This window comes from Spongiactinospora gelatinilytica (assembly GCF_003236385.1).
Lineage (GTDB): Bacteria > Actinomycetota > Actinomycetes > Streptosporangiales > Streptosporangiaceae > Spongiactinospora > Spongiactinospora gelatinilytica.
In genome coordinates, this window is sequence record NZ_POUA01000026.1 from 1 (window position 1) to 23806 (window position 23806).

The 23806-nt window shown below is 71.4% G+C and carries 28 protein-coding genes; 19 read left to right on the forward strand and 9 right to left on the reverse strand.

Annotated elements, in window-relative coordinates; all coding sequences use genetic code 11:
- Positions 1 to 75: 75 nt before the first annotated feature.
- Together C1I98_RS05615 and C1I98_RS05620 are read right to left on the reverse strand one after the other, a co-directional pair.
- The gene (locus C1I98_RS05615; protein WP_111166001.1) at positions 76 to 1809 is read right to left on the reverse strand and encodes a hypothetical protein; all 1734 of its coding nucleotides are present in this window, start codon (positions 1807 to 1809) and stop codon (positions 76 to 78) included.
- Positions 1810 to 1918: 109 nt separating this feature from the next.
- Positions 1919 to 2635, reverse strand: coding sequence for an IclR family transcriptional regulator (locus C1I98_RS05620; RefSeq protein ID WP_111166002.1), 717 nt, complete (start codon positions 2633 to 2635; stop codon positions 1919 to 1921).
- A 60-nt stretch (positions 2636 to 2695) separates the two neighbouring features.
- Between C1I98_RS05620 and leuC the strand changes: the two genes are divergently transcribed.
- The 4 genes from leuC to C1I98_RS05640 all read left to right on the forward strand — a co-directional run bounded on the left by leuC (position 2696) and on the right by C1I98_RS05640 (position 5712).
- Positions 2696 to 4081, forward strand: coding sequence for a 3-isopropylmalate dehydratase large subunit (gene leuC, locus C1I98_RS05625; protein WP_111166003.1), 1386 nt, complete (start codon positions 2696 to 2698; stop codon positions 4079 to 4081).
- Positions 4082 to 4116: 35 nt separating this feature from the next.
- Positions 4117 to 4704, forward strand: coding sequence for a 3-isopropylmalate dehydratase small subunit (gene leuD / locus C1I98_RS05630; protein ID WP_111166004.1), 588 nt, complete (start codon positions 4117 to 4119; stop codon positions 4702 to 4704).
- A 345-nt stretch (positions 4705 to 5049) separates the two neighbouring features.
- Complete coding sequence (locus C1I98_RS05635) at positions 5050 to 5313, forward strand: SCO5555 family protein (RefSeq protein WP_111166005.1); 264 nt, start codon at positions 5050 to 5052, stop codon at positions 5311 to 5313.
- Between the two features lie 99 nt (positions 5314 to 5412).
- Positions 5413 to 5712: an HU family DNA-binding protein gene (locus C1I98_RS05640; RefSeq protein WP_111166006.1), complete on the forward strand. Its 300-nt coding sequence runs from the start codon at positions 5413 to 5415 to the stop codon at positions 5710 to 5712.
- A gap of 69 nt (positions 5713 to 5781) precedes the next feature.
- On the opposite strand, the gene C1I98_RS05645 is transcribed toward C1I98_RS05640, so the two are convergent.
- Together C1I98_RS05645 and cofC are read right to left on the reverse strand one after the other, a co-directional pair.
- Entirely contained in the window at positions 5782 to 5985 is a 204-nt protein-coding gene (locus C1I98_RS05645) for a hypothetical protein (RefSeq protein ID WP_111166007.1), read from the reverse strand.
- A gap of 9 nt (positions 5986 to 5994) precedes the next feature.
- Positions 5995 to 6654 carry a 2-phospho-L-lactate guanylyltransferase gene (gene cofC / locus C1I98_RS05650; RefSeq protein ID WP_233507203.1) on the reverse strand — a complete coding sequence of 220 codons (660 nt, stop codon included), beginning with the start codon at positions 6652 to 6654 and terminating at the stop codon, positions 5995 to 5997.
- Positions 6655 to 6736: 82 nt separating this feature from the next.
- Here cofC and C1I98_RS05655 point away from each other — a divergent pair, with 82 nt between their 5' ends.
- The 4 genes from C1I98_RS05655 to C1I98_RS05670 all read left to right on the forward strand — a co-directional run bounded on the left by C1I98_RS05655 (position 6737) and on the right by C1I98_RS05670 (position 10914).
- Positions 6737 to 7477: a lysophospholipid acyltransferase family protein gene (locus tag C1I98_RS05655; RefSeq protein ID WP_111166009.1), complete on the forward strand. Its 741-nt coding sequence runs from the start codon at positions 6737 to 6739 to the stop codon at positions 7475 to 7477.
- A 20-nt stretch (positions 7478 to 7497) separates the two neighbouring features.
- A complete protein-coding gene (locus C1I98_RS05660) occupies positions 7498 to 8508 on the forward strand; it encodes an NAD(P)H-dependent glycerol-3-phosphate dehydrogenase (RefSeq protein WP_111166010.1) in 1011 nt (336 codons plus the stop codon).
- Between the two features lie 9 nt (positions 8509 to 8517).
- Positions 8518 to 9741, forward strand: coding sequence for a trans-sulfuration enzyme family protein (locus tag C1I98_RS05665; protein WP_111166011.1), 1224 nt, complete (start codon positions 8518 to 8520; stop codon positions 9739 to 9741).
- Between the two features lie 75 nt (positions 9742 to 9816).
- Positions 9817 to 10914: a D-alanine--D-alanine ligase family protein gene (locus C1I98_RS05670; protein WP_111166012.1), complete on the forward strand. Its 1098-nt coding sequence runs from the start codon at positions 9817 to 9819 to the stop codon at positions 10912 to 10914.
- 12 nt (positions 10915 to 10926) lie between these two features.
- Here C1I98_RS05670 and C1I98_RS05675 read toward each other — a convergent pair whose 3' ends face one another.
- Positions 10927 to 11367: a DUF3515 domain-containing protein gene (locus tag C1I98_RS05675; protein ID WP_233507204.1), complete on the reverse strand. Its 441-nt coding sequence runs from the start codon at positions 11365 to 11367 to the stop codon at positions 10927 to 10929.
- A gap of 23 nt (positions 11368 to 11390) precedes the next feature.
- Positions 11391 to 11624 carry an Lrp/AsnC ligand binding domain-containing protein gene (locus C1I98_RS05680; protein WP_111166013.1) on the reverse strand — a complete coding sequence of 78 codons (234 nt, stop codon included), beginning with the start codon at positions 11622 to 11624 and terminating at the stop codon, positions 11391 to 11393.
- Between the two features lie 149 nt (positions 11625 to 11773).
- Between C1I98_RS05680 and C1I98_RS05685 the strand changes: the two genes are divergently transcribed.
- On the forward strand, positions 11774 to 12712 hold the full coding sequence (locus C1I98_RS05685) for a thiamine-phosphate kinase (RefSeq protein ID WP_111166037.1): 939 nt from the start codon (positions 11774 to 11776) through the stop codon (positions 12710 to 12712).
- Positions 12713 to 12805: 93 nt separating this feature from the next.
- Entirely contained in the window at positions 12806 to 14278 is a 1473-nt protein-coding gene (locus C1I98_RS05690) for a hypothetical protein (protein ID WP_146607300.1), read from the forward strand.
- A 10-nt stretch (positions 14279 to 14288) separates the two neighbouring features.
- Here the strand turns inward: C1I98_RS05690 and C1I98_RS05695 are convergent, their stop codons facing one another.
- The 3 genes from C1I98_RS05695 to rpmB form a co-directional block, all read right to left on the reverse strand.
- Positions 14289 to 14939: a response regulator gene (locus tag C1I98_RS05695; RefSeq protein WP_111166015.1), complete on the reverse strand. Its 651-nt coding sequence runs from the start codon at positions 14937 to 14939 to the stop codon at positions 14289 to 14291.
- On the reverse strand, positions 14936 to 16105 hold the full coding sequence (locus tag C1I98_RS05700) for a sensor histidine kinase (protein WP_111166016.1): 1170 nt from the start codon (positions 16103 to 16105) through the stop codon (positions 14936 to 14938). Before C1I98_RS05700 ends, C1I98_RS05695 begins: the two co-directional genes overlap by 4 nt.
- Positions 16106 to 16253: 148 nt before the next feature.
- Positions 16254 to 16439, reverse strand: a complete 186-nt coding sequence (gene rpmB / locus C1I98_RS05705) for a 50S ribosomal protein L28 (RefSeq protein WP_111166017.1) — start codon at positions 16437 to 16439, stop codon at positions 16254 to 16256.
- Between the two features lie 275 nt (positions 16440 to 16714).
- On the opposite strand from rpmB, the gene recG reads away from it, so the two are divergent.
- The 9 genes from recG (at position 16715) to C1I98_RS05750 (ending at position 23691) form a co-directional block, all read left to right on the forward strand.
- Positions 16715 to 18904, forward strand: coding sequence for an ATP-dependent DNA helicase RecG (gene recG / locus C1I98_RS05710; protein WP_111166018.1), 2190 nt, complete (start codon positions 16715 to 16717; stop codon positions 18902 to 18904).
- 345 nt (positions 18905 to 19249) lie between these two features.
- A complete protein-coding gene (gene rsmD, locus C1I98_RS05715) occupies positions 19250 to 19822 on the forward strand; it encodes a 16S rRNA (guanine(966)-N(2))-methyltransferase RsmD (RefSeq protein ID WP_111166019.1) in 573 nt (190 codons plus the stop codon).
- 16 nt (positions 19823 to 19838) lie between these two features.
- Positions 19839 to 20315, forward strand: a complete 477-nt coding sequence (coaD, locus tag C1I98_RS05720) for a pantetheine-phosphate adenylyltransferase (RefSeq protein WP_111166020.1) — start codon at positions 19839 to 19841, stop codon at positions 20313 to 20315.
- 70 nt (positions 20316 to 20385) lie between these two features.
- Positions 20386 to 20943: a YceD family protein gene (locus C1I98_RS05725; RefSeq protein WP_111166021.1), complete on the forward strand. Its 558-nt coding sequence runs from the start codon at positions 20386 to 20388 to the stop codon at positions 20941 to 20943.
- A 34-nt stretch (positions 20944 to 20977) separates the two neighbouring features.
- On the forward strand, positions 20978 to 21157 hold the full coding sequence (gene rpmF, locus C1I98_RS05730) for a 50S ribosomal protein L32 (RefSeq protein ID WP_111166022.1): 180 nt from the start codon (positions 20978 to 20980) through the stop codon (positions 21155 to 21157).
- A gap of 289 nt (positions 21158 to 21446) precedes the next feature.
- Positions 21447 to 22124 (forward strand): ribonuclease III, encoded by a 678-nt coding sequence (gene rnc / locus C1I98_RS05735; RefSeq protein ID WP_397561987.1) that lies wholly within the window; start codon positions 21447 to 21449, stop codon positions 22122 to 22124.
- A gap of 45 nt (positions 22125 to 22169) precedes the next feature.
- Positions 22170 to 23033: a bifunctional DNA-formamidopyrimidine glycosylase/DNA-(apurinic or apyrimidinic site) lyase gene (mutM, locus tag C1I98_RS05740; protein WP_111166024.1), complete on the forward strand. Its 864-nt coding sequence runs from the start codon at positions 22170 to 22172 to the stop codon at positions 23031 to 23033.
- Positions 23030 to 23308, forward strand: a complete 279-nt coding sequence (locus C1I98_RS05745) for an acylphosphatase (RefSeq protein WP_111166025.1) — start codon at positions 23030 to 23032, stop codon at positions 23306 to 23308. The genes mutM and C1I98_RS05745 overlap by 4 nt, the downstream gene beginning before the upstream one ends.
- A 188-nt stretch (positions 23309 to 23496) precedes the next feature.
- Positions 23497 to 23691, forward strand: coding sequence for a hypothetical protein (locus C1I98_RS05750; protein ID WP_111166026.1), 195 nt, complete (start codon positions 23497 to 23499; stop codon positions 23689 to 23691).
- Positions 23692 to 23806: the final 115 nt, after the last annotated feature.

A 23806-nucleotide genomic window follows, 5' to 3' on the forward strand; every position in this document is an offset into this window, starting at 1 on the left:
GGCTGTAGATCGTGCTGAGTCTGGCCGGGGCCCGAGAAGTTGGGGGGTGGAGGATTCGGGTCCTGGCGGAGTGGGTCAGTTGGCGGAGGAGCGGGCCTTGAAGAGGGCGCGTTTGGCGGCCTTGCCGACCTGGCGGTCGGGGTGGGCCTGGCCGATGGCTTCGAGGAGCTCTTCCAGGTGCGGGTGCCGGACCTTCCAGATCACGTCGAGCAGGTTGGACAGGTCGGCGGCCGGGCCGATGTCGTGCAGGCTGCTCACGAACTCCTGGCGGCCGAGGCCGGCCGAGATCGTCCACATGTCGAGGATCAGCCAGTGGGTGTCGGCCTGGGTGGGCTCGGGCGCGTCGTCCACGCCGAGCTGGGTGAGGTGGGTGGCGGCGTACGGCCGCAGCGAGGAGATCTTCAGGGCCTCCTGCCAGGCCCTCACCGCGTCGTCGCCGAGCGACCCCACCATGCTCGCCGCCTGGACGCGGACCAGCGCGTCGGCGTCGTCTTCCGCCGCGGCCCGCAGCAGCTCCCTGGCCGCCTGGCCGGGCTCGCGCAGCGCCATCCAGGCGGCGAACTCGGCGTCGGCCTCCTCCTCCGGCAGCTCGGCGCTGAAGGACAGCAGGTCCAGGGCGGTCATGGCGTCGATCGAGGGGCGGGCGTCCACCTCGATGTCGGCGTCGTCGACCAGGTGGATCACGCCCTCGAAGCCGAGCGGCGTGAGGCGGATCTCGTCGCCCTCCACGGTGATCATGCCGTAGCCGCGCAGCCAGTCGACCACCGAAGCCAGCGGGTCGCCGTACTGCTCGGTGGCGGCGGACCAGGCGTCGGCGCCCAGGTCGTCGAGGTCGCCCACCGCCTCCTCCAGCTCGGTGCGCAGCTCGCCCAGATCGCGCGAGCCCCGGGCGGCCAGCAGGCGGACGAGCGCGGCCCTGGTGAGCCCGGAGAGCGTGAGCGTCAGCTCCTCGTCATCGAGCTCGGGATCGCCGTAGTCGACCGACTGCAGGCCCAGCAGCCAGACGTCGAGCACGTCCTCGTCGTCGTCGAACGGCCAGGCGGCCGTGTCGTCGTCGACCCCGACCGTGTCGTCGCCCTGCGGCAGCAGGAACTCCAGATCGACCGCGAGGTTCCAGATGTTCCACAGGGCCGGGACGCGCTGGGCCAGCGAGATGTCGCCGTCGGTGGCGGGCGGCGGCTCCGGCAGGCCGACGGCCTGCAGCGCCTCATGGATCTCCGCGTCGTCGAGCAGGTTCTCGTCGCCGATCTTGCGTGACGGCCCGACCCAGATCGCGAGGTCGCGAGTCGTCGTGAGCAGCGGCACCTGGCGCGCGGCGGCGGCCAGCTCGACGTCGGGGCGCAGCCGGATGGTGGGCAGCGCGCCGATCACGTCGGCGAACGGCTCGAAGTCACCCAGGCTCTCGGCCTCGTCGTCATCGTCGCCGTCGTAGTCGACGTCGTCCATCGCCTCCAGGAAGTCGTCCTCCAGATCGTCGAGCTCGTCGAGGAGCGCGTCGAGCTTGTCGGAGCCGTCCGCAAGCTTGCCGGTCTCGGACAGGAACGTGAGGTAGGCCCGGACGGCGGGGATCATCCCCTCGGCGGCCTCCTGCGGATCCTCGATGACCTGAGGCATGCGGTCGAGCAGCACGGTGCGAAGGTCGGTGCGCCTCCACCTGCCGACATGGGGGGACGCCGCCAGCCGGTGCCAGAGCACCGCGGGCCCCACCAGGTCGGGATCGCTGTCGGGCGCATGCTCAGGCGCCCACAGGATGAACTCTTGGAGCAGGGGACGCAGCTCCGCGGCGGCTGCCTCGATGCGATCTGTCACTCGCCCAGGCTAGTCGGCCGGAAGGGCGCTCGCCTCCCCATATCCGTTGGTCGATGCCGGGAATTGCGTATTGCTTGCGACATGCGGGAGGGGAAGGGGCGCCTCGGGCTCAGTTGGCCCGGCGCATGGCCTCGGTGATCCGCTCGGCCGCGGTGACGACGGGGGCGGCGTGCAGGCGGCCGGGAGTACGGGTCAGCCGTTCGATCGGGCCGGACACCGACACCGCGGCGATCACCTTGCCGCCGGCCCCGCGCACCGCGGCCGACACGCTGGCGACGCCCTGCTCGCGTTCGCCGACGCTGTGCGCCCAGCCGCGCCTGCGCACGCTCGCCAAGGTCGCGGCGGTGAACTTCGCGCCGCGCAGCCCGCGGTGCAGGCGGTCGGGCTCCTCCCAGGCCAGCAGCACCTGCGCGGCCGACCCGGCGGTCATCGGCAGCGCGGTGCCGACCGGTACCGTGTCGCGCAGCCCGCTGGCCCGCTCGGCCGCGGCGACGCAGACCCGCTCATCGCCCTGCCGCCGGTACAGTTGGGCGCTCTCCCCGGTGAGGTCGCGCAATTGCGTGAGCACGGGGGAGGCCACGGCCAGCAGCCGGTCCTCGCCGGCGGCGGTGGACAACTCGGAAAGCCGCGGGCCGAGCACGAAACGCCCCTGCGTGTCGCGGGCGACGATGCGGTGGTGCTCCAGGGCGACGGCGAGCCGGTGGGCGGTGGGCCGGGCGAGCCCGGTGGCCTGCACGAGCTGCGCCAGCGAGGCCGGCCCCGCTTCCAGGGCATTTAGCACGAGAACCGCCTTGTCCAGTACGCCGACTCCGCTAGAGTTGTCCATAAGCCGATACTGCAGTCTCGCGATATGAGAAAGCAAGTCAGAAAAGTGGGAGGCGAGCCAATGGGCCGCACACTGGCCGAGAAGGTCTGGGAGCAGCACGTCGTGCGTCGTGCCGAGGGAGAGCCGGACCTGCTCTACATCGACCTGCACCTCATCCACGAGGTGACCAGCCCGCAGGCGTTCGACGGCCTTCGCATGGCCGGGCGCAAGGTGCGTCGGCCAGAGCTGACCATCGCCACCGAGGACCACAACGTGCCGACCGTCCTCGGGCCGATCAGCGACCCCGTCTCCCGCACCCAGGTCGAGACGCTGCGCAAGAACTGCGCGGAGTTCGGCGTCAGGCTGCACCCGATGGGCGACGCCGGTCAGGGCGTGGTCCACATCATCGGGCCGCAGTTCGGGCTGACCCAGCCGGGCATGACGATCGTGTGCGGCGACTCGCACACTTCCACGCACGGCGCGTTCGGCGGCATCGCCTTCGGCATCGGCACCTCCGAGGTCGAGCACGTGCTGGCCACCCAGACGCTGCCGTCCTACCGGCCCAAGACCATGGCCATCGAGGTCAGCGGCGAACTGCCGGTCGGCGTGACCGCCAAGGACCTGATCCTGGCCATCATCGCCGAGATCGGCACCGGCGGCGGCCAGGGTCACATCGTGGAATACCGTGGTGAGGCCATCCGCAAGCTCTCCATGGAGGGGCGGATGACGATCTGCAACATGTCCATCGAGGCGGGCGCGCGGGCCGGCATGATCGCGCCGGACGAGACCACCTTCGCCTACCTCAAGGGCCGCGCGCACGCTCCTTCGGGGGCCGCGTGGGACACCGCGGTCGAGTACTGGCGGTCGCTGCGCACCGACGACGACGCCGTCTTCGACAAGGTCGTCCAGATCGACGCGAGCACGCTCACGCCGTTCGTGACGTGGGGCACCAACCCGGGGCAGGGCGCGCCGCTGGACGCGGCGGTACCGGCTCCGGAGTCGTTCGACGACCCGATCGCCCGTTCGGCGGCCGAGCGCGCGCTCGAGTACATGGACCTCAAGGCGGGCACCCCGCTGCGGGAGATCGCGGTGGACACCGTCTTCGTGGGCTCCTGCACCAACGGCAGGATCGAGGACCTTCGGGCGGCGGCCGACATCTTGCGCGGCCGGCGGGTGGTCACCCGCACGCTGATCGTCCCGGGCTCCATGCAGGTCAAGAGGGCCGCCGAGGAGGAGGGCCTGCACGAGGTGTTCAAGGCCGCGGGCGCGGAGTGGCGCGAGGCGGGGTGTTCCATGTGCCTCGGGATGAACCCGGACACTCTGTCCCCGGGTGAGCGCAGCGCCTCCACCTCCAACCGCAACTTCGAGGGCAGGCAGGGCAAGGGCGGCCGTACGCACCTGGTGTCGCCCGCCGTGGCCGCCGCCACGGCCGTGACCGGCCGCCTGACCGCCCCCGCCGACCTCTGACGACCCCGGCCCAGCACCTAAGGAACCGACCGACCATGGACGCATTCACCACCCACACCGGCCGCGCGGTGCCGCTGCGCCGCAGCAACGTCGACACCGACCAGATCATCCCCGCCGTCTGGCTGAAGCAGGTCAGCCGCACCGGCTTTGAGAAGGGCCTGTTCTCCGCGTGGCGCGAGGACCCCTCCTTCGTGCTCAACGACCCGGCCTACCAGGGGGCCTCGATCCTGGTGTCCGGCCCCGACTTCGGTACGGGATCTTCGCGCGAGCACGCAGTGTGGGCGCTTCAGCAGTACGGCTTCCGCGCCGTGATCTCCGCCAGGTTCGGCGACATCTTCCGCTCCAACTCCACCAAGATGGGCCTGCTCCCGGTGGTCCTGCCCGGCGACACCGTCGAGGCGATCCAGGCCGCCGTGGAGGCCGACCCGTCCCTCGAACTGACCGTTGACCTGCGCGAACGTGAGGTCAGGTGGGGGAGCGAGAAGGCCGCCTTCGAGATCGACGACTACACCCGCTGGCGGCTCCTGGAGGGCCTGGACGACATCGGCCTGACCCTGCGCGCGGCCGACGCCATCACGGAGTACGAGAATGGTCGGCAGCGATGGCTGCCGACGACCGCCTGAAAGCCCCCGCCTCCCACCCGGACCCGCGACGGCGCGCCGGTGCCCTGGACTGAGGGCGAAGGAGCCCGCGAGGGTGCGCCGGTGCCCTGGACTGAGGAGTGAAGGAGCGAGGGACGAGCGGATGAGCGACGAGGGAAGCGCGCCGGTTATCAGCGCCCGAGCCGCGGCGCGTAGCGTTGCGAGTGGGGCGGTTTGTCCTGGGATGCGCTCACCGTGACCACGCACGGGCCCGGGCGCGGTCGTGTCCGGACCGACGAGCGATCGAGTGAGGAACGAACGAGGGAGCGAGGAGGGGAGGACGCGACCTTGAAGGCGCCCGGGCCCCGCGCGAGCGAAGCGAGCGCCATGAGCACTGATCTCGCGAGTGGGTTGCGGGAGGCGCATCGGCGGGTGCGGGCCCTTTCCGGGGCGGCGGACCGGCGGGAGCGGCTGGCCCGGCGCCTGGTGGCCATCTGCGACGCCGCCAAGCGGGACCTCGGCAGCGCCGCCGCCCGCCTTTCCGTCTTCCTCGACGATCTTGCCGCGCTCGAATCAGGCAAGGACCCGGAGACCCTGCCGGAGCAGGGCTCCGACACGCCGAGTAGGCGCAACATGCCCCTCGGTGATTGAGTCCTGGGCCACCTTCCCCTAATTTCAAGCGGGAAGGGGTTTGGTGAACCGTTGCCTGGTGTGCTGGAACCCCGTGCCGTTACAGGGGGAGCAACCTAAATGAACAAGCGGGAACTCGTCGACGCCATCGCGGATCGGGTCGGCGACAAGAAGACCGCCAACGAGGCGGTGAATGCCGTCCTGGACGCTATTCAGAAAGCGGTCGCGGGCGGGGACAAGGTCTCGATCACCGGGTTCGGCGCCTTCGAGATGGTGCACAAGCCGGCTCGTACGGCGCGCAACCCTTCGACCGGTGCGCCGATCAAGGTGGCCGAGAGCTGGGCGCCGCGATTCCGTCCGGGGGCGGACTTCAAGGAGCAGGTCAACGCCGGGGGCAAGAAGTCGGCGAAACGGAAGTAAGCGCTTCACCTGTCCGGGCGCTCGGGGCGATCCACGCCTCGGGCGCTCGCGCCTTTCCGGCGATCCACGTCACTCGGGCAGCGGGAAGGTGGACAGCGTGATCACGGTGATCTCGCCGTCGGCCACCTTGATGTTGACCCGCTGCCCGGAGCGCAGCAGCCGCAGCGGCCCCGCGTCGAAGGCCCTGGTGCCGAAGGTCAGCACGCTGCCGTCGTCGAGGAAGACCGTCCCGGAGCGGGTCTGCTGGTCGTATGTACGTACCGTCGCCTGCACGCCCTCAGCCTAGGCCGTTCCGCCGGGGTCGCCCAGGATGAGCCTGGCCACCTCCGCGGTGCGCGGGCCGACGCCCAGGGTGACCGCCTCGGCGAGGTCGGCGGGGGTGTCGACGTCCCGCCGTACCGAGGGGATGTCGTCCCGGTCGAGTTCCTTGGCGCCGCGCCCAAGGTGCCTGGCGCGTGACTCGCCGCCGAAGCCCGGGGTGAACGGCACGCCCGGCATGGTGCCGTAGAAGGTGGTCCCGATCCCGGCCGCGTCGGGGACGAACGCCATGTCGAAGTCGGCCGCGGCGGCGAGCGCGACGTCGAGTTCGGCGGGCCGCAGGGCGGGCAGGTCGGCCTGGAGCGCTCCGACCGCGTCACCGGGCGCCAGACGTACGGCTTCCGCCGCCCCGAAGCGCAGCGCCGCGTTGAGGCCCGCCTGCGGATCGTCCACCACATGTCCGCCCACCTCGGCCAGCGCCTCCGCGGCCTGCGGGTCACCGGTGACCACGACGACCCGCGCCACGCGCGGGCAGCGCAGTGCCGCCGAGACCGTGTCGCAGGCGATCGCGACGGCGAGCGCCGCGCGGTGGGGTCCGGCCGCCCTGGTCAGCCGGGTCTTGGCGGCCACCAGCGTCTTCACCGGCACCACGAGGGACCAGGCGGAACTTTGCGATGCGCGCATACCCTTAAGCATCGCGCCTCGACACCCGACGCGGGCAACCGGGAGACTTGCGGCGCAGCAGCGCCGTCGACAGGAGGAGCCGATGAGCCGCAGGGACCGACCTTCGCGCTTTTGGGAATCGGTGGCCGTGGTGTTGCTGAAGCCGCCCATGCTGCTGCTGACCAAGCGCGACTGGCGGGGTGGCGAGAACATGCCGCGGACCGGCGGAGTGATCATCGCGGCCAACCACCTGTCCTGGACCGACCCGATGCTGCTCGGCCACTTCCTGTACGAGCACGGCCGCTGGCCGGTGTACCTGGCCAAGTCCGGGCTGTTCTCGGTCCCGGTGCTCGGCAAGATCATCGCTTGGCTGCGCACGATCCCGGTCTACCGGGGCAGCTCCGAGGCCGCGCGCTCGCTGAGCGCCGCCGAGCGGGGGATCGAGGGCGGTGCCAGCGTGATCTTCTACCCGGAGGGCACCTGCACGCGCGATCCCGACCTTTGGCCGATGAGCGGCAAGACCGGGGTGGCCCGGCTGGCGCTGGCCACCGGCGCGCCGGTCATCCCGGTCGCGCACTGGGGGGCGCAGGAGCTGCTGCCCTACGGGAGCAAGCGGCCGCGGATCTTCCCGCGCAAGACCTTCCACCTGAAGGCGGGCCCGCCGGTGGACCTGTCCCGGTACGCCGGGCGGGCCACGGACGGCGACGCGCTGCGGGACGCCACCGCCGACATCATCGCGGCGATCACGGCGCAGCTCGCCGACATCCGGGGGGAGGAGTCGCCGCCGGTCCCCTTCGACCGGAACACCCCTGTGGGCGAACCGGGGAAGCGCTCCGACGGCTGATCACGGCGTACGGTGATGAAATGAGCAAAGCTGCCGTATTCGGGACCGGTTCGTGGGGCACCACGTTCGCGATGATCCTGTGCGCCGCCGGCACCCGGACGACCCTGTGGGGCCGGCGGGCCGAGATCGTCGAGGCGATCGACCGGGAGCATCGCAATCCCGACTACCTGCCGGGCGTGCCGCTCCCGAGCGAGCTGCGCGCCACCACCGATCCGGCGGCGGCTCTGGACGGCGCGGACTTCGTGGTGCTCGCCGTCCCCTCCCAGTCGTTGCGCGCGAACCTCGCCGAGTGGGCCCCGCTGATCGCGCCAGGCGCGGTGCTGGTGAGCCTGATGAAGGGCATCGAGCTGGGCACGGCCAAGCGGATGAGCGAGGTGATCAGGGAGGTCGCGGGCGTCCCGCAGGAACGGGTGGCGGTCGTCTCCGGGCCCAACCTGGCCATGGAGATCGCCCGGCGGCAGCCCGCCGCGACCGTGGTGGCCTGCACCGACGAGGCGGTGGCGCAGAGACTGCAGCAGGCGTGTCACGCGCCGCCGTGGTTTCGGCCCTACACCAACACCGACGTGGTCGGGGTGGAGGTGGGCGGGGCGGTCAAGAACGTCATCGCGCTCGCCGTGGGCGTGGCCACCGGCATGGGCATGGGCGACAACGTGCGGGCGATGATGATGACCAGGGGTTTGGCGGAGATTTCCCGGCTTGGTGCGGCTTTGGGGGCGGATCAGCATACTTTCGCGGGTTTGGCGGGAATGGGGGACCTGGCCGCGACCTGTGCGTCACCATTGTCCAGGAACCGCACTTTCGGCGAGAATCTGGGCCGCGGGATGACCCTGGCCGAGGTGACCGCGGCCACCAAGCAGACCGCCGAAGGTGTGAAGTCCTGTGAGTCCGTCCTTGAGCTGGCGAGGAAGCACGACGTGGAGATGCCGATCACCGAGGTGGTCGTCGGTGTCGTGCACGACGGCCTGGACCCCGGCGAGGCGGCGACGCTGCTGATGTCGCGCTCGCCCAAGCCCGAACGGTACGGAGTGTGAGTTCTTAGTGTGACTGCCTCACGACGCGCGCGCCGCAGACTCGGCGAGAACACCCGCTCGATCCACCTGCCCCGGCCGGAGACCCCCGGTCAGTCCACCTTCGGTCTGCCGGTGTGGCGGGCCGCGTCGTGGAACTTCCGAAACTCCGCGGAGTACGCCGACGTGCTCGGCGGCCAGGGCCCCGGCCACGCCCTCGGCCGCATCGACAACCCCACCACGTCCTCCTTCGCCGCCGCAGTGGCCTCGCTGGAGGGCGCCGCCGCGCCGGAGGACGTGGCCGGCCAGGCGTTCGCGTCCGGCATGGCGGCCGTCCAGGCCGTGTTCTTGACGTTCCTGCGCGCGGGCTCGCACGTACTGGCCCCCAGCCCCGTGTACGGCGGGACGTTCTCCCTGCTCACCAACGTGCTGAGCCGGTTCGGCGTGACCGCCGACTTCGTGGACTACGCCGACCTCGCCCGCGTCCGGGCCGCCGTGCGCCCCGGCACGAAGATCATCTACGCCGAGACCATGGCCGACCCCACCATGGCCGTGGCCGACCTGCGCGGCCTCTACCGGATCGCGCGCGGCGCAGGGGCGCTCCTGGTCGTGGACTCCACGCTGGCCACCCCCGTCGTGTGCCGCCCGCTCGAACACGGCGCGGATCTCGTCCTGCACTCCGCCACCAGATACCTCGGCGGGCACGACGACTCCACCGGCGGCGTGGTCGTCGGCCGGCCCGGCCTGATCCAGCGGTTACGCGAGGTGCGCATCGACACCGGCTGCTCGCTGTCCCCCGACGAGGCCTTCCTGCTGCGGCGCGGCATGGAGACCCTGCCGCTGCGGGTGCGCCGCATGTGCTCCACCGCGATGGTGTTCGCCGCCTCGGTCGCCAAGCACCCCGCCGTGCGCCGGGTGGACTACCCCGGGCTGCCCGACCACCCGGGCAACCTGCTCGCCAGGCAACTGTTCGACTCCGGCCCGGAGGGCACCCGGTACGGCGCCTGCGTCACGGTCACCCCCGCCGGCGGCTACGAGGCGGGGGCCGCCCTCGCCGACGGACTCCGGCTGGCCGGGATCGGTTCGGCGGTCGGCGGCACGCACACCAAGGCCGCGCACGTCGCCGCCACGGTCCGCCCGACCGGGAAAGAAGCGGGGGTCGACGTGGGCGCGGTGCGCTTCTCCGTCGGGCTGGAGGACGCCGAAGACCTGATCGCCGACGTGACCAGGGCACTCGATTCCCTTCGTTCACCCTGAACCCCGTAGATACCGGTAGATGTGGCCCGTGTCGGCCCGGAGAGAAACCCCGCTGGGAGGGTAGATTCGGGCATCATGAACGAGCAGCGTGAGCGCCGGCCGCGCGTCGCCGTCGTCTTCGGCGGGCGCAACTCCGAGCACGCGGTGTCACTCCTCGGAGCGGGCAGCGTGCTCTCGGTGATCGATCGCGACAAGTACGACGTCGTGCCGGTCGGCATCACCCAGGACGGGCGGTGGGTGCTCGCGTCGGGTGAGCAGCGGTACGCGATCGAGGCCACCGTCGATGAGTCCGGCCCCGCCCTCGCGCTGCCCACCGGAGAGGCGTCGCTGGTCGCGCTCTCGCCTGGGCGCATCCCCGAGGAGCTGGGCGCGGTCGATGTGGTGTTCCCGGTGCTGCACGGGCCGTTCGGAGAGGACGGCACGATCCAGGGCCTGCTGGAGATGGCCGGCGTGCGCTACGTCGGGTCAGGGGTCCTGGCCAGCAGTGTCGGCATGGACAAGGAGTACATGAAGGCCGTGCTGGCCGCCGCAGGGCTGCCGATCGGCAGGTACGCCGTGGTCCGCGACCGCGACTGGCGGCTGGACCGCGAGCGGGTGCTGAAGGAGGTCCAGGGCCTCGGCTGGCCGGTCTTCGTCAAGCCCGCGCGGGCCGGGTCCAGCCAGGGCATCTCCAGGGCCACCGCGCCGGGCGAGCTGGCCGAGGCGATCGAGCTGGCCAGGGCGCACGACCCGAAGGTGCTCGTGGAGGCCGCGATCGAGGGCCGGGAGATCGAGTGCGCGGTGCTGGAGTCGCTGGACGACGCGCCGCCGGTGGCCGGCGTGCCCGGCGAGGTGCTGATCCGCGACGACCACGAGTTCTACGACTTCACCGCCAAGTACACCGAGGGCCACATCGACCTCGACGTGCCCGCGCGGGTGCCGGCGGAGGTCACCGAGCGGCTGAAGTCCATGGCGGTGCGCGCCTTCGAGGCGCTGAGCTGCGAGGGGCTGGCGCGGGTCGACTTCTTCCACACGCCCGACGGCGGCATCGTGCTGAACGAGATCAACACGATGCCGGGGTTCACCGCGACGTCGGTCGCGCCGCAGCTCTGGGCGGCCAGCGGCCTGCCGTACCCCGGTCTGGTGGACCGGCTCATCCAGCTCGCCCTACGGCGGTCCGTCGGCCTGCGCTGAGCCCCGGGCGGCTCAGCCGGGCAGCGCCCGCTTGATCGGGGCGGCCAGCCGGCCGAGCACGATCCCCGGGGTGTGCGCGCGCGACATGGTGATCTCGACGTATCCGCCGCCGGTCACGGCGGTGTAGAGGGTCGGGGCCTTCGGGTCGGGGAACCACCCGACGCCGTTGATCTCGGCAAGCCGGTCGGTGGGCGCCATCAGTGCCGGGCGCGGCACGCCGCAGCGCAGCGCGATCTCGCCCGCGCCCCACACCGTCACGTACGGCGACGGCGGCTCGGACTCCACGCGCTCGGCCCCGTCCAGCGACCGCGGCAGCAGGCCCTGTAGTTGCCGGCAGGCCGCGGCGGTCGCCCCCTGCGGGGCCGGCGGCTCGACGCGCACGGCTCCGCCGCACCCCGCCAGCGCCGCCACCGCCGCGATGACCACCGCCGGAATCAGTGTCGCTTTCCTCAAACCCGGCTCTCGCTAGATGTTCGCTAGATATGGACGATCGGACACGTAAGCGTACGCGTGATGCCCTCGACCGCCTGAATCTGGGCCACCACCAGCTTGCCCAGCTCGTCCACGTTGTTCGCCTCGGCCCGGACGATCACGTCGTAGGGGCCGGTGACGTCTTCGGCCTGGGTGACTCCGATGATCGAGGAGATTTCGCCGGCCACCTCCGCGGCCTTTCCGACCTCGGTCTGGATAAGGATGTACGCCTGCACCATCACGTCCTCCCGGGCGGGCAGAGCTGGTCGGACCAGCGTCAATCACCTGTATCAGCTTGGATCTGAATAGATCGGCTTGGATCGGCTTGGATCAGTTTGGATCAGCGCCGAAGGGCCACCGTACCCTGAGTTGCGTTAGGAGGTGCGTCATCACAGTCGGAGATTTCGGCGAATTCAGTCTTGTGACTCGCATCGCCCGGCGGCTGCCACAGGGCGACGGTGTTCTTCTGGGTCCGGGCGACGATGCCGCGCTGGTCAGCGTCCCGGACGGACGGGTCGTGGTGTCGACAGATCTGTTACTTGAGGGTAGGCACTTCCGCCGCGATTGGTCCAGCGGACAGGACATCGGCCGTAAGGCGGCGGCCCAGAATCTCGCCGACATCGCCGCCATGGGCGCCCGGCCCACCGCCCTGCTGGTCGGCCTGGGCATTCCGCCGGACACCTCCGTCGCGTGGGTGGACGAGTTGTTCGACGGCCTGCGGGAGGAATGCGCCCTGGTCGGGGCCAGCGTGGTGGGCGGTGACATCGCGCGTTCCGAGGCGGTGATGTTGGGGGTGACCGCGCTGGGCGACCTAAGGGACCGCGCGCCGGTGACCCGCGCGGGCGCCCGCCCCTCCGATGTCGTGGCCGTGACGGGGCGGCTCGGGCACGCCGCGGCGGGGCTCGCCCTGCTGACGGCGGGCGCGCGCGACTCGGGGCCACTGGTGGACGCGCACCGCAGGCCGCGCCCGCCGTACGCGATGGGGCCGCGGGCGGCCGAGCTGGGGGCGACCGCGATGCTCGACGTCAGTGACGGCCTGCTCCAGGACCTCGGGCACGTGGCGGAGAGCAGCGGCGTGCGCATCGAACTGGACTCCGCGGCCTTCGCCGTTCCGCGGGAGTTGCGGCAGGCCGCGGCGGAGCTGGGCGCCGACCCGCTGACCTGGGTGCTCACGGGCGGTGACGATCACGCGCTGGCCGCCGCCTTCCCCGCCGGGATAGGGCTTTCCGGGCAATGGCAGGTCATCGGGACGGTGACCGAGGGCCGTGGAGTCCTGGTGGACGGACGTGAGTACGGCAGGGGCGGTTGGGATCACTTCGCTGTGTGACCATGGGTTGTGACTATTGTGAACTTTGTGACAAATAAGTGGTAAAGATGTTATGAAGTTGGGCGGCCATGGTTCCCGACAGGAAGGGCTGTGATGGGCCGCCACGGCACAGAAGGATCCGAGCCGCAACGCAGGCGGGGGAGGCGCAGGTCGGACGACCTGACCCCGCCGGCCGAGGCGACCGGTCCCTACGAGCCCGTGTCTCCTCGCAGGCTCCCCGAGGACGACGACGCCGCCGAATGGACCGCCGAGTGGCGGGTCCCCGACGGCGACAACGCGTTGGGCGAAACCCCCGGCCGCCACGAGTGGCCGGAGATCACCGAAGCGCGGACCGGGCAGTGGGCCACGGGCCCACGACAGGAGGAGGAGCCCCACGCGGCGGTCTCCCCGCCCCCCGCCTCCCCGATGGCGACGCCGGTCCCCGAGCCGGCTCCCGCGACGGCCGAATGGCCGGATGTGACCGGTGTCGAGCACACCGCCGCCTATGACGTGCCGCGCGAGGAGTACGGCGAGCCGGCCGCGCCCGAGCCGTTCCCCGCCGACGACCCCGGCGAGCCCTCCTACGAGCGCCGCCCGCCGCCGCCCGACCGGCTCGTGTACTCCCCGCACCGTTCAGCGGGCCCAGAAGGCGACACGGAAGGCGATCAGACCACGCGGACCGGCTTTCTCGGTTCCGGGTGGCAGGGTGACGACGACGATTCCTCTCCCGGGCCCTACAAGGGCGTCTGGGGCGGCGAGAAGCTGGCGGCCGAGCCCAGGAAGCGGGGCCGGGTCGCGGTGCTCTCCGTGGCCGCCGTGGTGGCCCTGCTCGGCGGGTCGGTGGCCGGAGTGCAGCTCATGACCCGCTCGGCCGAGACGCCGGCCGCGACCAAGCTCGTCACCGCGCCGAGTGCGAGCGCCACGCCGGGCACGCCCAGCGAGCCCGCGGAGGCCTCCGAAGAGGAGGCAGAGCCCACCGCCGAGAAGACCGACGAGCCGGTGAAGAAGCCCAAGACGAGCGCCCCCGCCCAGCCGACGCAGACCGCCGCGCCGCGTCTCACCCAACGGCCCCGCGCCACCCAAGAGCCGCGGCCGAAGAAGACCCGCACTCAGGAAGCGCCGGACGAGGTGGAGAGCCCGAAGCGGGACAACCCGCCGACCAAGTCCCCCGCGCCGAACGAAGAACCGCCCGTGAGGGACGACCAGAAGCGGCCCGCGCCGCCGCCCGCCCAGCCCACGACCGGGCCGACCAGCCCGCCCGACGGCGGCGGCCTCGACTCCCGCGACGACAACGTCGTCGAGATCGATGTGGACCTCTTCGGCAGGCTGGCCGGCTACTCCGCCGAGCTGTCGATCGCCAACGGCTCCGCCACGGACCTGACCGGCGTCACCTTGAACCTCGCGGTGAGCGGCAAGGTCACCAAGGTGGAGGGCGCCGACTGGGACTACAGTGACGGCACTCTCACGCTGCGCCTGCCCAGGGCGATCCCGGCGGGCGGCCAGGTGAGCGTCGAGTACCGTGCGCTCGGCCGGTCCAAGGCCCCCAGCTCCTGCGAGGTCATCGGGATCACCTGCCTGCTCAGGTGACCGGGGCCGGTCAGGCCCAGCCCGGCCGCACCAGGCCGGTCTCGTAGCCGATGACGACGAGCTGCGCGCGGTCGTGCGCGGCGAGTTTGGCCATGATCCGGTTGACGTGGGTCTTCACGGTGGCCGGGCTCATGTGCAGCCGCGCGGCGATCTGGCCGTTGTTCAGGCCCCCGGCGACGTGGGACAGGACCTCGCGCTCGCGGTCGGTCAGCGGGGCCAGCCTGGCCGTGCTGGGCGACGCGTCCGGCCGCGCGGCGAACTCCTCGATGAGCCGCCGCGTGACGCCGGGGGACAGCAGCGCGTCGCCCCTGGCCGCGACGCGTACGGCGTGCCGCAGCTCGGCCGGTTCCGCGTCCTTGACCAGGAAGCCGCTGGCCCCCGCCCGAAGCGCCTCATAGACGTACTCGTCCAGGTCGAACGTGGTCACCACGACCACCCGGGTGGCCGACCCGGCCAGCCGGCGGGTGGCCTCAAGGCCGTCCAGCTCGGGCATGCGGATGTCCATCAGGGCCACGGCGGGACGCAGCTCGGCGGCCATCCGCACGGCCTCCCTGCCGTCGGCGGCCTCGCCGATCACCGTCAGGTCGTCCTCGCAGTCGAGCAGCGCCCGCAGACCGGCCCGCACCAGCGGCTGGTCGTCGGCGAGCAGCACGGTGATCACGAGGCGCCGACCGGCAGGGCGGCGGCCGGGGCGAGCGGGAGCCGGGCGACCACCTGGAAGCCGCCGTCCGGGCCGTCGCCCGCGCTGAGCCGCCCCCCGACGGCCGCGACCCGCTCGGCCATCCCGGCGAGCCCGTGCCCGCCGGTCTCCAGACCGCCTCGCCCCCGGCCGTCGTCGTCGATCCGGACGACCAGGCCATCGGACTCGAAGCTCAGGCTCACCCGGGCGCGGCTCGCGGCGGCGTGCCGGATGGTGTTCGTCAGCGCCTCCTGCACGACGCGGTAGACCGTCAGGTCCACGGCGGGCGGCAGCGGACGCCGTACGCCCGTCACCTCCATCTCCACCGGGACGCCCGCCGTGGTGATGAGATCGCCCAGCCGCTCTGTGCCCGGCGCGGGGCGGCGGGCGTCAAGGGCGTCGGAGGATTCGGGTGATTCGGGTGATTCGGGGGTGCGCAGGACGCCAAGGATGTCCTTCATCTCGGTCAGCGCCTCGCGGCTCGCCGTACGGATGACCGCGAGCGCGTCACGGGCCTCGCCGGGCCCGCCCGCGCGCTCCACGGCCTCCGCCGCCACGGCCGCGTGCAGCGCGATCAGCGAGATCGTGTGCGAGGTGACGTCGTGCAGCTCCCTGGCGACCTTCAGCCGCTCCTCCTGCGCCCTGCGCAGCGCGGCCTCCTCGCGGGTGCGCTCGGCCTCGGCCGCCCGGCGTTCGACCTCGGCGGTGTAGGCCCTGCGGGCCCTGGACACCTCGGCGAGCTGGGCGGCGACCAGCACGATCAGCCCCCAGATCAGCAACGCGACCATGTGGTCCACGCTCGGCTGGGCGAGGGCGGCCGTCGCCGGGATCGCGACCATGGCCCCCGCGCCGATCCACCCCGCCGCCCTGCGGTCGGCCGCGATCAGGGTGAACACCGCGATGAGCGCGGGAGCGGGCCAGAACGCGTAGGGGTAGCCGAGCGCGAAGTGGACCGCGGCGGCCCCGCCGGTGATCGCCAGCGCGATCTCGGGGTGCGTACGCCGTGGCAGCAGGCCCAGCACGCACCCGGCCAGCAGCGCCCAGCCGAGCGGGTCGATCGGCCGGGCGTCGGGCTGGTTGCCCTGGGCGAGCATGGACGTGCTGAACACGACCACACCGATGGCGATGACCAGCGCGAACCTATTCATTCCGGCACACTAACCGCGGCGGGCCGGGCCTGGAATACGGCCATCGCGGTATGCGGGTACCGCGGACGCGGTAGGAAGACCTCCGGACACGACGAACCCGGCGTACGCCGATGCGGACGCCGGGCCGGTGAGCCTCGCGATGGTGCGGCTAGCGGGTGACCTTGCCGGCCTTGATGCACGAGGTGCAGACGTTGAGGCGCTTCGGCGTGCTCCCGATCTTGGCGCGCACGGTCTGAATGTTGGGGTTCCAGCGGCGGCGGGTACGGCGATGCGAGTGCGAGATGTTGTTGCCGAACCTCGGCCCCTTGCCGCATACGTCGCAGACGGAAGCCACGGTATCGCTCCTTAGATCAGTCGATAGGCCCGTGCCTTGGCCTGGGCGGCGAGCGCGGGCATGCCGGGAGAACCGGCCAGCCGAACAAGGGTATCCGATGTCGATGACCGCCCGCCAACGCGAAGCGCGCCCCAGGGAACGGCCGAACAGGGATGCTCTCCCCGCAACCGTAGCGTATCGGCGGCGAAGGGCACGCCACATGCGGGAGGCCGCCCGACGCCGCAGAGTGAGGTCGCAGAGTGAATCTGTCGCCCTCGCACGATAGAACTGGTCGGGTGACGCGTTTCGACGAGCCGCTGGGGCGGGCCCTCGATCCTAAGACGGCCAAGCTGCTTGAGGGCGCGCTCGGCCTGTCCACGGTCGGCGACCTGCTGCGCCACTACCCGCGCCGCTACGCCGAGCGCGGCGAGCTGACCGAGATCGACTCGCTGGCGGTGGACGAGCACGTCACCGTCGTGGGCGAGGTGTCGCGCACGATGCGCAAGCCGATGCGCAACAAGTCCGGCACCTGGCTTGAGGTCGAGGTGGTCGACGCCCGGCAGAGCCGCATCTACCTGGCCTTCTTCGGCAAGGCGTCCCATGCGGTGGAGACGCGGCTGCAACCCGGCAGGCGGGGCATGTTCGCCGGGAAGGTCGGCAGGTTCGGCAGCGCCACCCGGCCGCGCTGGCAGCTCGCCCACCCCGACTTCGAGCTGTTCGACGAGAGCGAGGGCGACGCGAGCGCGGCGGAGTTCGCCACCGCGCCGGTGCCGATCTATCCGGCCGGCAAGGACATCAGCTCCTGGGTCATCCGCAGGGCGGTCGGCGTCGTGCTCGACACGCTCGGCCCGCTGCCCGACCCCCTGCCTGCCGCGCTGCGGGCCAGGGAGTCGCTGCCGGGGCTGGCCGCCGCGCTGGTCGCGATCCATCGGCCGCGCGACTTCGCCGACGTCAACCGCGCGCGGGGGCGGCTGAAGTTCGACGAGGCGTTCGTGCTCCAGGCGGTGCTGGTACGGCGGCGCCTGGCCGCGGCCGCCTGGCCGGCCAAGGCCCGCCCGCGCAGCGACGACGGGCTGCTGGCCGCCTTCGACGACCGCCTGCCGTTCGCGCTGACCGACGGCCAGCGCGAGGTCGGCGAGGAGATCGCGGCCGACCTGGCGAGCGCCCACCCGATGCACCGGCTGTTGCAGGGCGAGGTGGGCGCGGGCAAGACCGTGGTGGCGCTGCGCGCGATGCTCCAGGTGGTCGACGCGGGCGGCCAGGCGGTGCTCCTCGCGCCGACCGAGGTCCTCGCCCAGCAGCACCACAGGTCGATCAGCGCGATGCTCGGCGACCTCGCCTCGGGCGGCCTGCTCGGCGGCACCACGGTCGCGCTGCTCACCGGGTCGATGGGCGCGGCGGCCCGCCGTACGGCGCTGCTCGACGCCGCCTCCGGCGCGGCGGGCATCGTGGTCGGCACGCACGCGGTGCTGCAAGACCGCGTGCAGTTCGCCGATCTCGGTTTGGTCGTGGTCGACGAGCAGCACCGCTTCGGCGTCGAGCAGCGCGACGCGCTGCGCGAGAAGGCCGGCGACACCCGCCCGCACGTGCTGGTGATGACCGCGACGCCGATCCCGCGCACGGTGGCCATGACGGTGTTCGGCGACCTGGAGGTCTCCACGCTCAGCCAGCTCCCCGCGGGGCGCGCGCCGATCGGCAGCCACGTCGTCCCGGCCGCCGAGAAGCCCCACTACCTGGACCGCACCTGGGAGCGCATCCGCGAGGAGGTCGGGCTCGGCAGGCAGGTCTACATCGTCTGCCCCCGGATCGGCGAGCAGGAGGGCGACGAGGGAGACCTGACGCCCGACAAGAACGGCCAGGCCGAGGAGCGCCGCCCGCCGCTCGCGGTCACCGAGGTGGCCCCCATGCTGGCCGGCGGCCCGCTCGCCGGGCTGCGCGTGGAGGTGCTGCACGGCCGTCTCGACCCCGAGGAGAAGGACGCGGTGATGAAGTCCTTCACCGACGGCGAGATCGACGTCCTGGTGGCCACGACGGTGATCGAGGTGGGCGTCGACGTGCCCAACGCCTCGGTCATGGTGATCATGGACGCCGACCGGTTCGGGGTCTCCCAGCTCCACCAGTTGCGCGGCCGGGTCGGCCGGGGCGGGCTGCCCGGCCTGTGCCTGCTGGTCACCGACTCGCCCGCGGCCACCCCGGCGCGGGCCAGGCTCGACGCGGTGGCGGCCACGCTCGACGGCTTCAAGCTGTCCCAGGTGGACCTGGAGCAGCGGCGCGAGGGCGACGTGCTCGGCGTGGCCCAGTCTGGCCGCAAGTCGTCGCTGCGGCTGCTGCAACTGCTGCGCGACGAGGAGGTCATCGCCACGGCCCGCGACGAGGCCACGGAGCTGCTGACCGCCGATCCGGAGCTGGCCGGCCATCCCACGCTGCGCGCCGAGATCGACAGGCTGGTGGCCGACGAACGCGCGGAGTTCCTGGAGAAGACCTGACCAGGCAGGTCACGGGCACCGGAAGATGAGAGTGACCCAGGGCCCAGCCACGGGGACGGCCTCCCCCCGAATGCCGTCCCCGGCTGGGCCCACCCTCGGGTCAGGTGCCGAGGGCACCGGCGTGCGGAAGGGCTCACGATCACGCCGGTCGGCCTTCCCCTGGGTCACCTGAAGGCCGCAGCACTCATCATGCGGGCAGCCCGGTCCGATGGGAACGACCCTTGTTCATTCCTCGCCGCTCCTTGCGCTGTTCATTGCGCTGGCCTGGCGGGGTTTACGGCCGGTTCATCGCGGTCGGGGACTGGCGTGCAGAACCCCCCTTCCGGACCTCGCTAGATTGGGGCCATGATGCGGGTCATCGCGGGGAGCGCCGGGGGCAGGCGGCTGACCGCGCCCCCCGGCAGGGGCACCCGGCCGACGAGCGACCGGGCCAGGGAGGGGATCTTCTCCTCGGTCGGGTCGCTGCTGGGGCCGCTGACCGGCGCGCGGGTGCTCGACCTTTACGCCGGCTCCGGCGCGGTGGGCCTGGAGGCCCTGTCGCGAGGGGCCGCGCACGCCCTGCTGGTGGAGTCCGACGCGAAGGCGGCCAGGGTGATCAAGGCCAACATCGCCGCGCTCGGGCTGCCCGGGGCGGAGCTGGCGCTGGACAAGGCCGAGCGGGTCGCGGCGCGCGTGTGCGTGGGCGAGCCGTACGACTTCGTCTTCGCCGACCCGCCGTACGCGATGGGCGGGGCGGACCTGACGCTGGTGCTGGAACGGCTGGTGGACAACGGCTGGCTGGCCCCAGGGGCGCTGGTCGCGGTGGAGCGCGAGACCCGCGGAACGGACCTGCGCTGGCCCGCCGGCATCGCCAATGAGAGGGCCAGGCGATACGGGGAAGCGACGGTTTGGTACGGTCGCGCCGCCGGGAACCCGTAGATCTGGGGGGTGTGCCTTGCGCCGCGTCGTCTGTCCAGGGTCATTCGATCCTGTCACCAATGGTCACCTGGACATCATCGGACGGGCGTCTCGACTGTACGACGAGGTCGTGGTCGCCGTCCTGATCAACATGGAGAAGAAAAGCCTGTTCACGGTGGAGGAGCGCATCGAGATGCTCCAGGCCGTGACCAAGGAGTACGGCAACGTCCGGGTGGACAAGTTCCACGGGCTGCTGGTCGACTACTGCAAGCAGAACGAGATCGCCGCGATCGTCAAGGGCCTGCGGGCGATCAGCGACTTCGACTACGAGCTGCAGATGGCCCAGCTCAACTACCGGATGTCGGGCGTGGAGACGCTGTTCATGTCCACCAACCCCGAGTTCTCCTTCCTGTCCTCTTCGAGGATCAAGGAGATCACCCGGTACGGCGGCGATGTCTCCGGCCTGGTCCCCGACCTGGTGCACCGGCTCCTGGTCGAGCGGCTCAGGGGCTGACCGGCGACTGGTATTCTTTGTAATCGGCCTTGCACAACGGCGGTCATTCGCCATGCCTGATGAGAGCAGAATGTCTACCCGCAACCTCGACCCGCGAGCCCCTTGGGTGATCTCGACCCATGACCTGGGCCGGAGGCCGGGGTCGATGCGGAAGACGACCCGCACTCTTCCGGCACCGGCGGATCTGTCCGTCAACTTGATCGGCGTCCCCAAAGACGCCGATGTCGAGCTGGACATCCGGCTCGAAGCGGTGATGGAAGGCGTGCTCGTCACGGGCACGGCGAGCACTCCCCTCAGCGGGGAGTGCGCACGGTGCCTGGATCCTCTGACCTCGCGAGTCGAGGTCGAGTTCCAGGAGCTGTTCTTCTACACCGCCGAAGACGCCGGCGAGGAGGACTCCCTCCTCGACGGCGACCTGCTCGACCTTGAGCCGACGTTCCGTGACGCGGTGGTCCTCGCGCTGCCGCTCAGCCCGGTCTGCCGAGAAGACTGCCCGGGGCTGTGCACAGTGTGCGGGGTCAAGCTGGCCGAGGCCGGCCCTGACCATCGGCACGAGCAAGTCGACGCCCGCTGGGCGGCGTTGCGGGACCTGGTGAAAGACGACAAGCAAGACACGCAAGACCGGTAAGACATGCAACTCAACGACGATCAGGAGGGCTGACGTGGCCGTCCCCAAGCGGAAGATGTCGCGGAGCAACACCCGCTCCCGCCGCGCCCAGTGGAAGGCCGCCACGGTGGCGCTTGTCGACTGCCCGCAGTGCAGGCAGCGTAAGCGTCCCCACGTGGCGTGCCCGTCCTGTGGCACCTACAACCGCCGTCAGGTCATCGAGCCGTCGGCCTGATCGCCATGTGCTGACGCGTGTCGCCGGCCGGTAGCCGAGTATGGCCGCTGGTCGGCTTCGCCGTCGGCGCGAGCGGTGGCTGACTCGCCCGCGGCCGTGGTGGACGCCGGGGTCTGCCGGAGCCCTCCCGGCGCCCACCACGTTCTCGGGCATCCGCTTCCCTCACGCCACCGCGCCCCGGAGTGACGAACGTCACATCGGGTGTAATCGGTTCCGCGGAGGAGGAGATGTGGGCACAGGCCCCAAGCCGGTGGCCGTCGAGGTCGCCAGAGACGAACTTGAGCGGGTCCTGGCCGTCCGGCTGGACACCGAGGTGCTGGAGCGCGCGCTGACGCACCGCTCCTACGCCTATGAGAACGGCGGGCTGCCCACCAATGAGCGCCTGGAGTTCCTCGGCGACTCGGTGCTCGGCCTGGTCGTGACCGACACGCTCTATCGCAACCACCCCGATCTGCCCGAGGGGCAGCTCGCCAAACTACGCGCCGCCGTGGTGAACATGCGCGCGCTCGCCGACGTGGCCAGGGAGCTGAAGCTCGGCCGCTTCCTGCGGCTGGGCCGGGGCGAGGAGGGCACCGGAGGCAGGGACAAGTCCTCGATCCTGGCCGACACGCTGGAGGCGTTGATCGGCACGGTTTATGTGGACAAGGGCCTGGACGAGGCGTTCCGCGTGGTGCATCTGCTGTTCGACCCGCTGATCGCCCGCTCGGCCTCGCTCGGCGCCGGGCTTGACTGGAAGACCTCGCTACAGGAGCTGACCGCCGCCGAGGCGCTCGGCGTGCCCGAGTACCAGGTGGAAGAGAGCGGTCCCGACCACGCCAAGTCCTTCACCGCCGTGGTCAGGGTGGGCGGCGTCGAGTACGGCTTCGGCGCGGGCCGCAGCAAGAAGGAGGCCGAGCAGCAGGCGGCCGAGGCGGCCTGGAACCGCATCCGGGCCCTGCGCGAGCCTCCGGAGCAGGCGGCGAGCTGAGCGCGCGGCTGGGTTCGAGGGCGGCGACACGGGAGGGGCGCGAGCATGCCTGAGCTACCCGAGGTGGAGGTCGTACGGCGGGGCCTGGACCAATGGGTGTCCGGCCGTACGATCGCCAAGACGGAGGTGCTGCACCCGCGGGCGATCCGCCGTCACCTGCCGGGCGCGGCGGAGTTCGCGGCCCGCCTGGAGGGGCGCGAGGTCCGTGGCGCGGAGCGGCGCGGAAAGTACCTCTGGCTGCCGCTCGGCGACGGGCGCGACGCGCTCATGGCGCACTTGGGCATGAGCGGCCAGCTCCTGGTGACCGACTCCGGCTCGCCGGTGGAAAAGCATCTGCGGGTGCGTCTGTCGTTCGCCGACGGTGGTCCTGAGCTGCGGTTCGTCGATCAGCGCACGTTCGGGCACCTGCTGGTCACCGAGATGGTGCCGCTGGCCCGCCCGGTCCCCGCGCCGATCGTGCACATCGCCCCCGACCCGCTGGAGGAGTCCTTCGACGACGAGGACTTCGCCCGCCGGCTGCGCGCCAGGCACACCGAGGTCAAACGCGCGCTGCTGGACCAGTCGCTGATCAGCGGCGTCGGCAACATCTACGCCGACGAGGCGCTGTGGCGGGCCGGCCTGCACTGGGCGCGCCCGACCGAGCGGCTGACCCGTCCGAAAATCGCCGAACTGCTACGCGGCGTACGCGAGGTCATGGCCGACGCGCTCGACCAGGGCGGCACGTCCTTCGACAGCCTGTACGTCAACGTCAACGGGGAGAGCGGATACTTCGACCGGTCGCTCGCGGTTTACGGCAGACGTGACCTGCCCTGCGGCCGATGCGGGACCCCGGTGGTCAGGGAGCCCTTTATGAATCGGTCTTCTTATAGTTGCCCTCGCTGTCAAGTCCGGCCCCGGGGGCGGTCATGAGTGACGTAGCGCGACTGACCGCCTGGGTGAGGGGGCACGTGCAGGGGGTCGGCTTCCGCTGGTGGACCCGCGCGCGGGCACTGGAACTCGGGCTCAGCGGGCATGCGCGCAACATGCCGGACGGCCGGGTCGAAGTGGTCGCCGAGGGTGATCGGGAAGCCTGTGTCAAGCTGCTCGGGGCGCTGCGGGGTTGCGACACGCCGGGCAGGGTCGATGGAGTGGTTGAGCGCTGGAGCGAAGTTCGAGGTGGTTTGACGGGCTTTGAGGAGAGATAACGACTTCCGCTATACCCCCCAAATGCGGTACATTTATACCTTGGGAGTGCCCACTGGGGCATGAGGCAGAGCGTTCAACTTGACCGCTCATCGCACCGGTGCGACTCTTGATAAGAACCACGCGCACCCCTCCCGCGGCATGAAGTGCGCGAACCAGTCTGGTCACTCAGCGTGGAGGACCCTTTACCATGGCGAAGGCTCTACTCGGCCACGTCGGTGGTCCTGATCCTCGAATGGTCTCGGAAGTGCGCCGTCTCCAGCAGCGCATCCGTGACCTGGAGGCAGAGCTCATCCGGCTCCAGGCACAGAACGACGCCCTCTCGGCACAGTCCCGAGAGGAGACGTTCTCGCGCCTGCAGGATCGCGAACCGGCCCTCACCTGAGAGGGCCGGTGTCATCACGAGAATCCGCACAGGGACGCCTCGGGGAGGCGTCCCTCGTCATTTCCCTTCCGTGAGGCAGGAGGGCGGTAGGCTGTCCCGCTAGCCGTCGCATGTC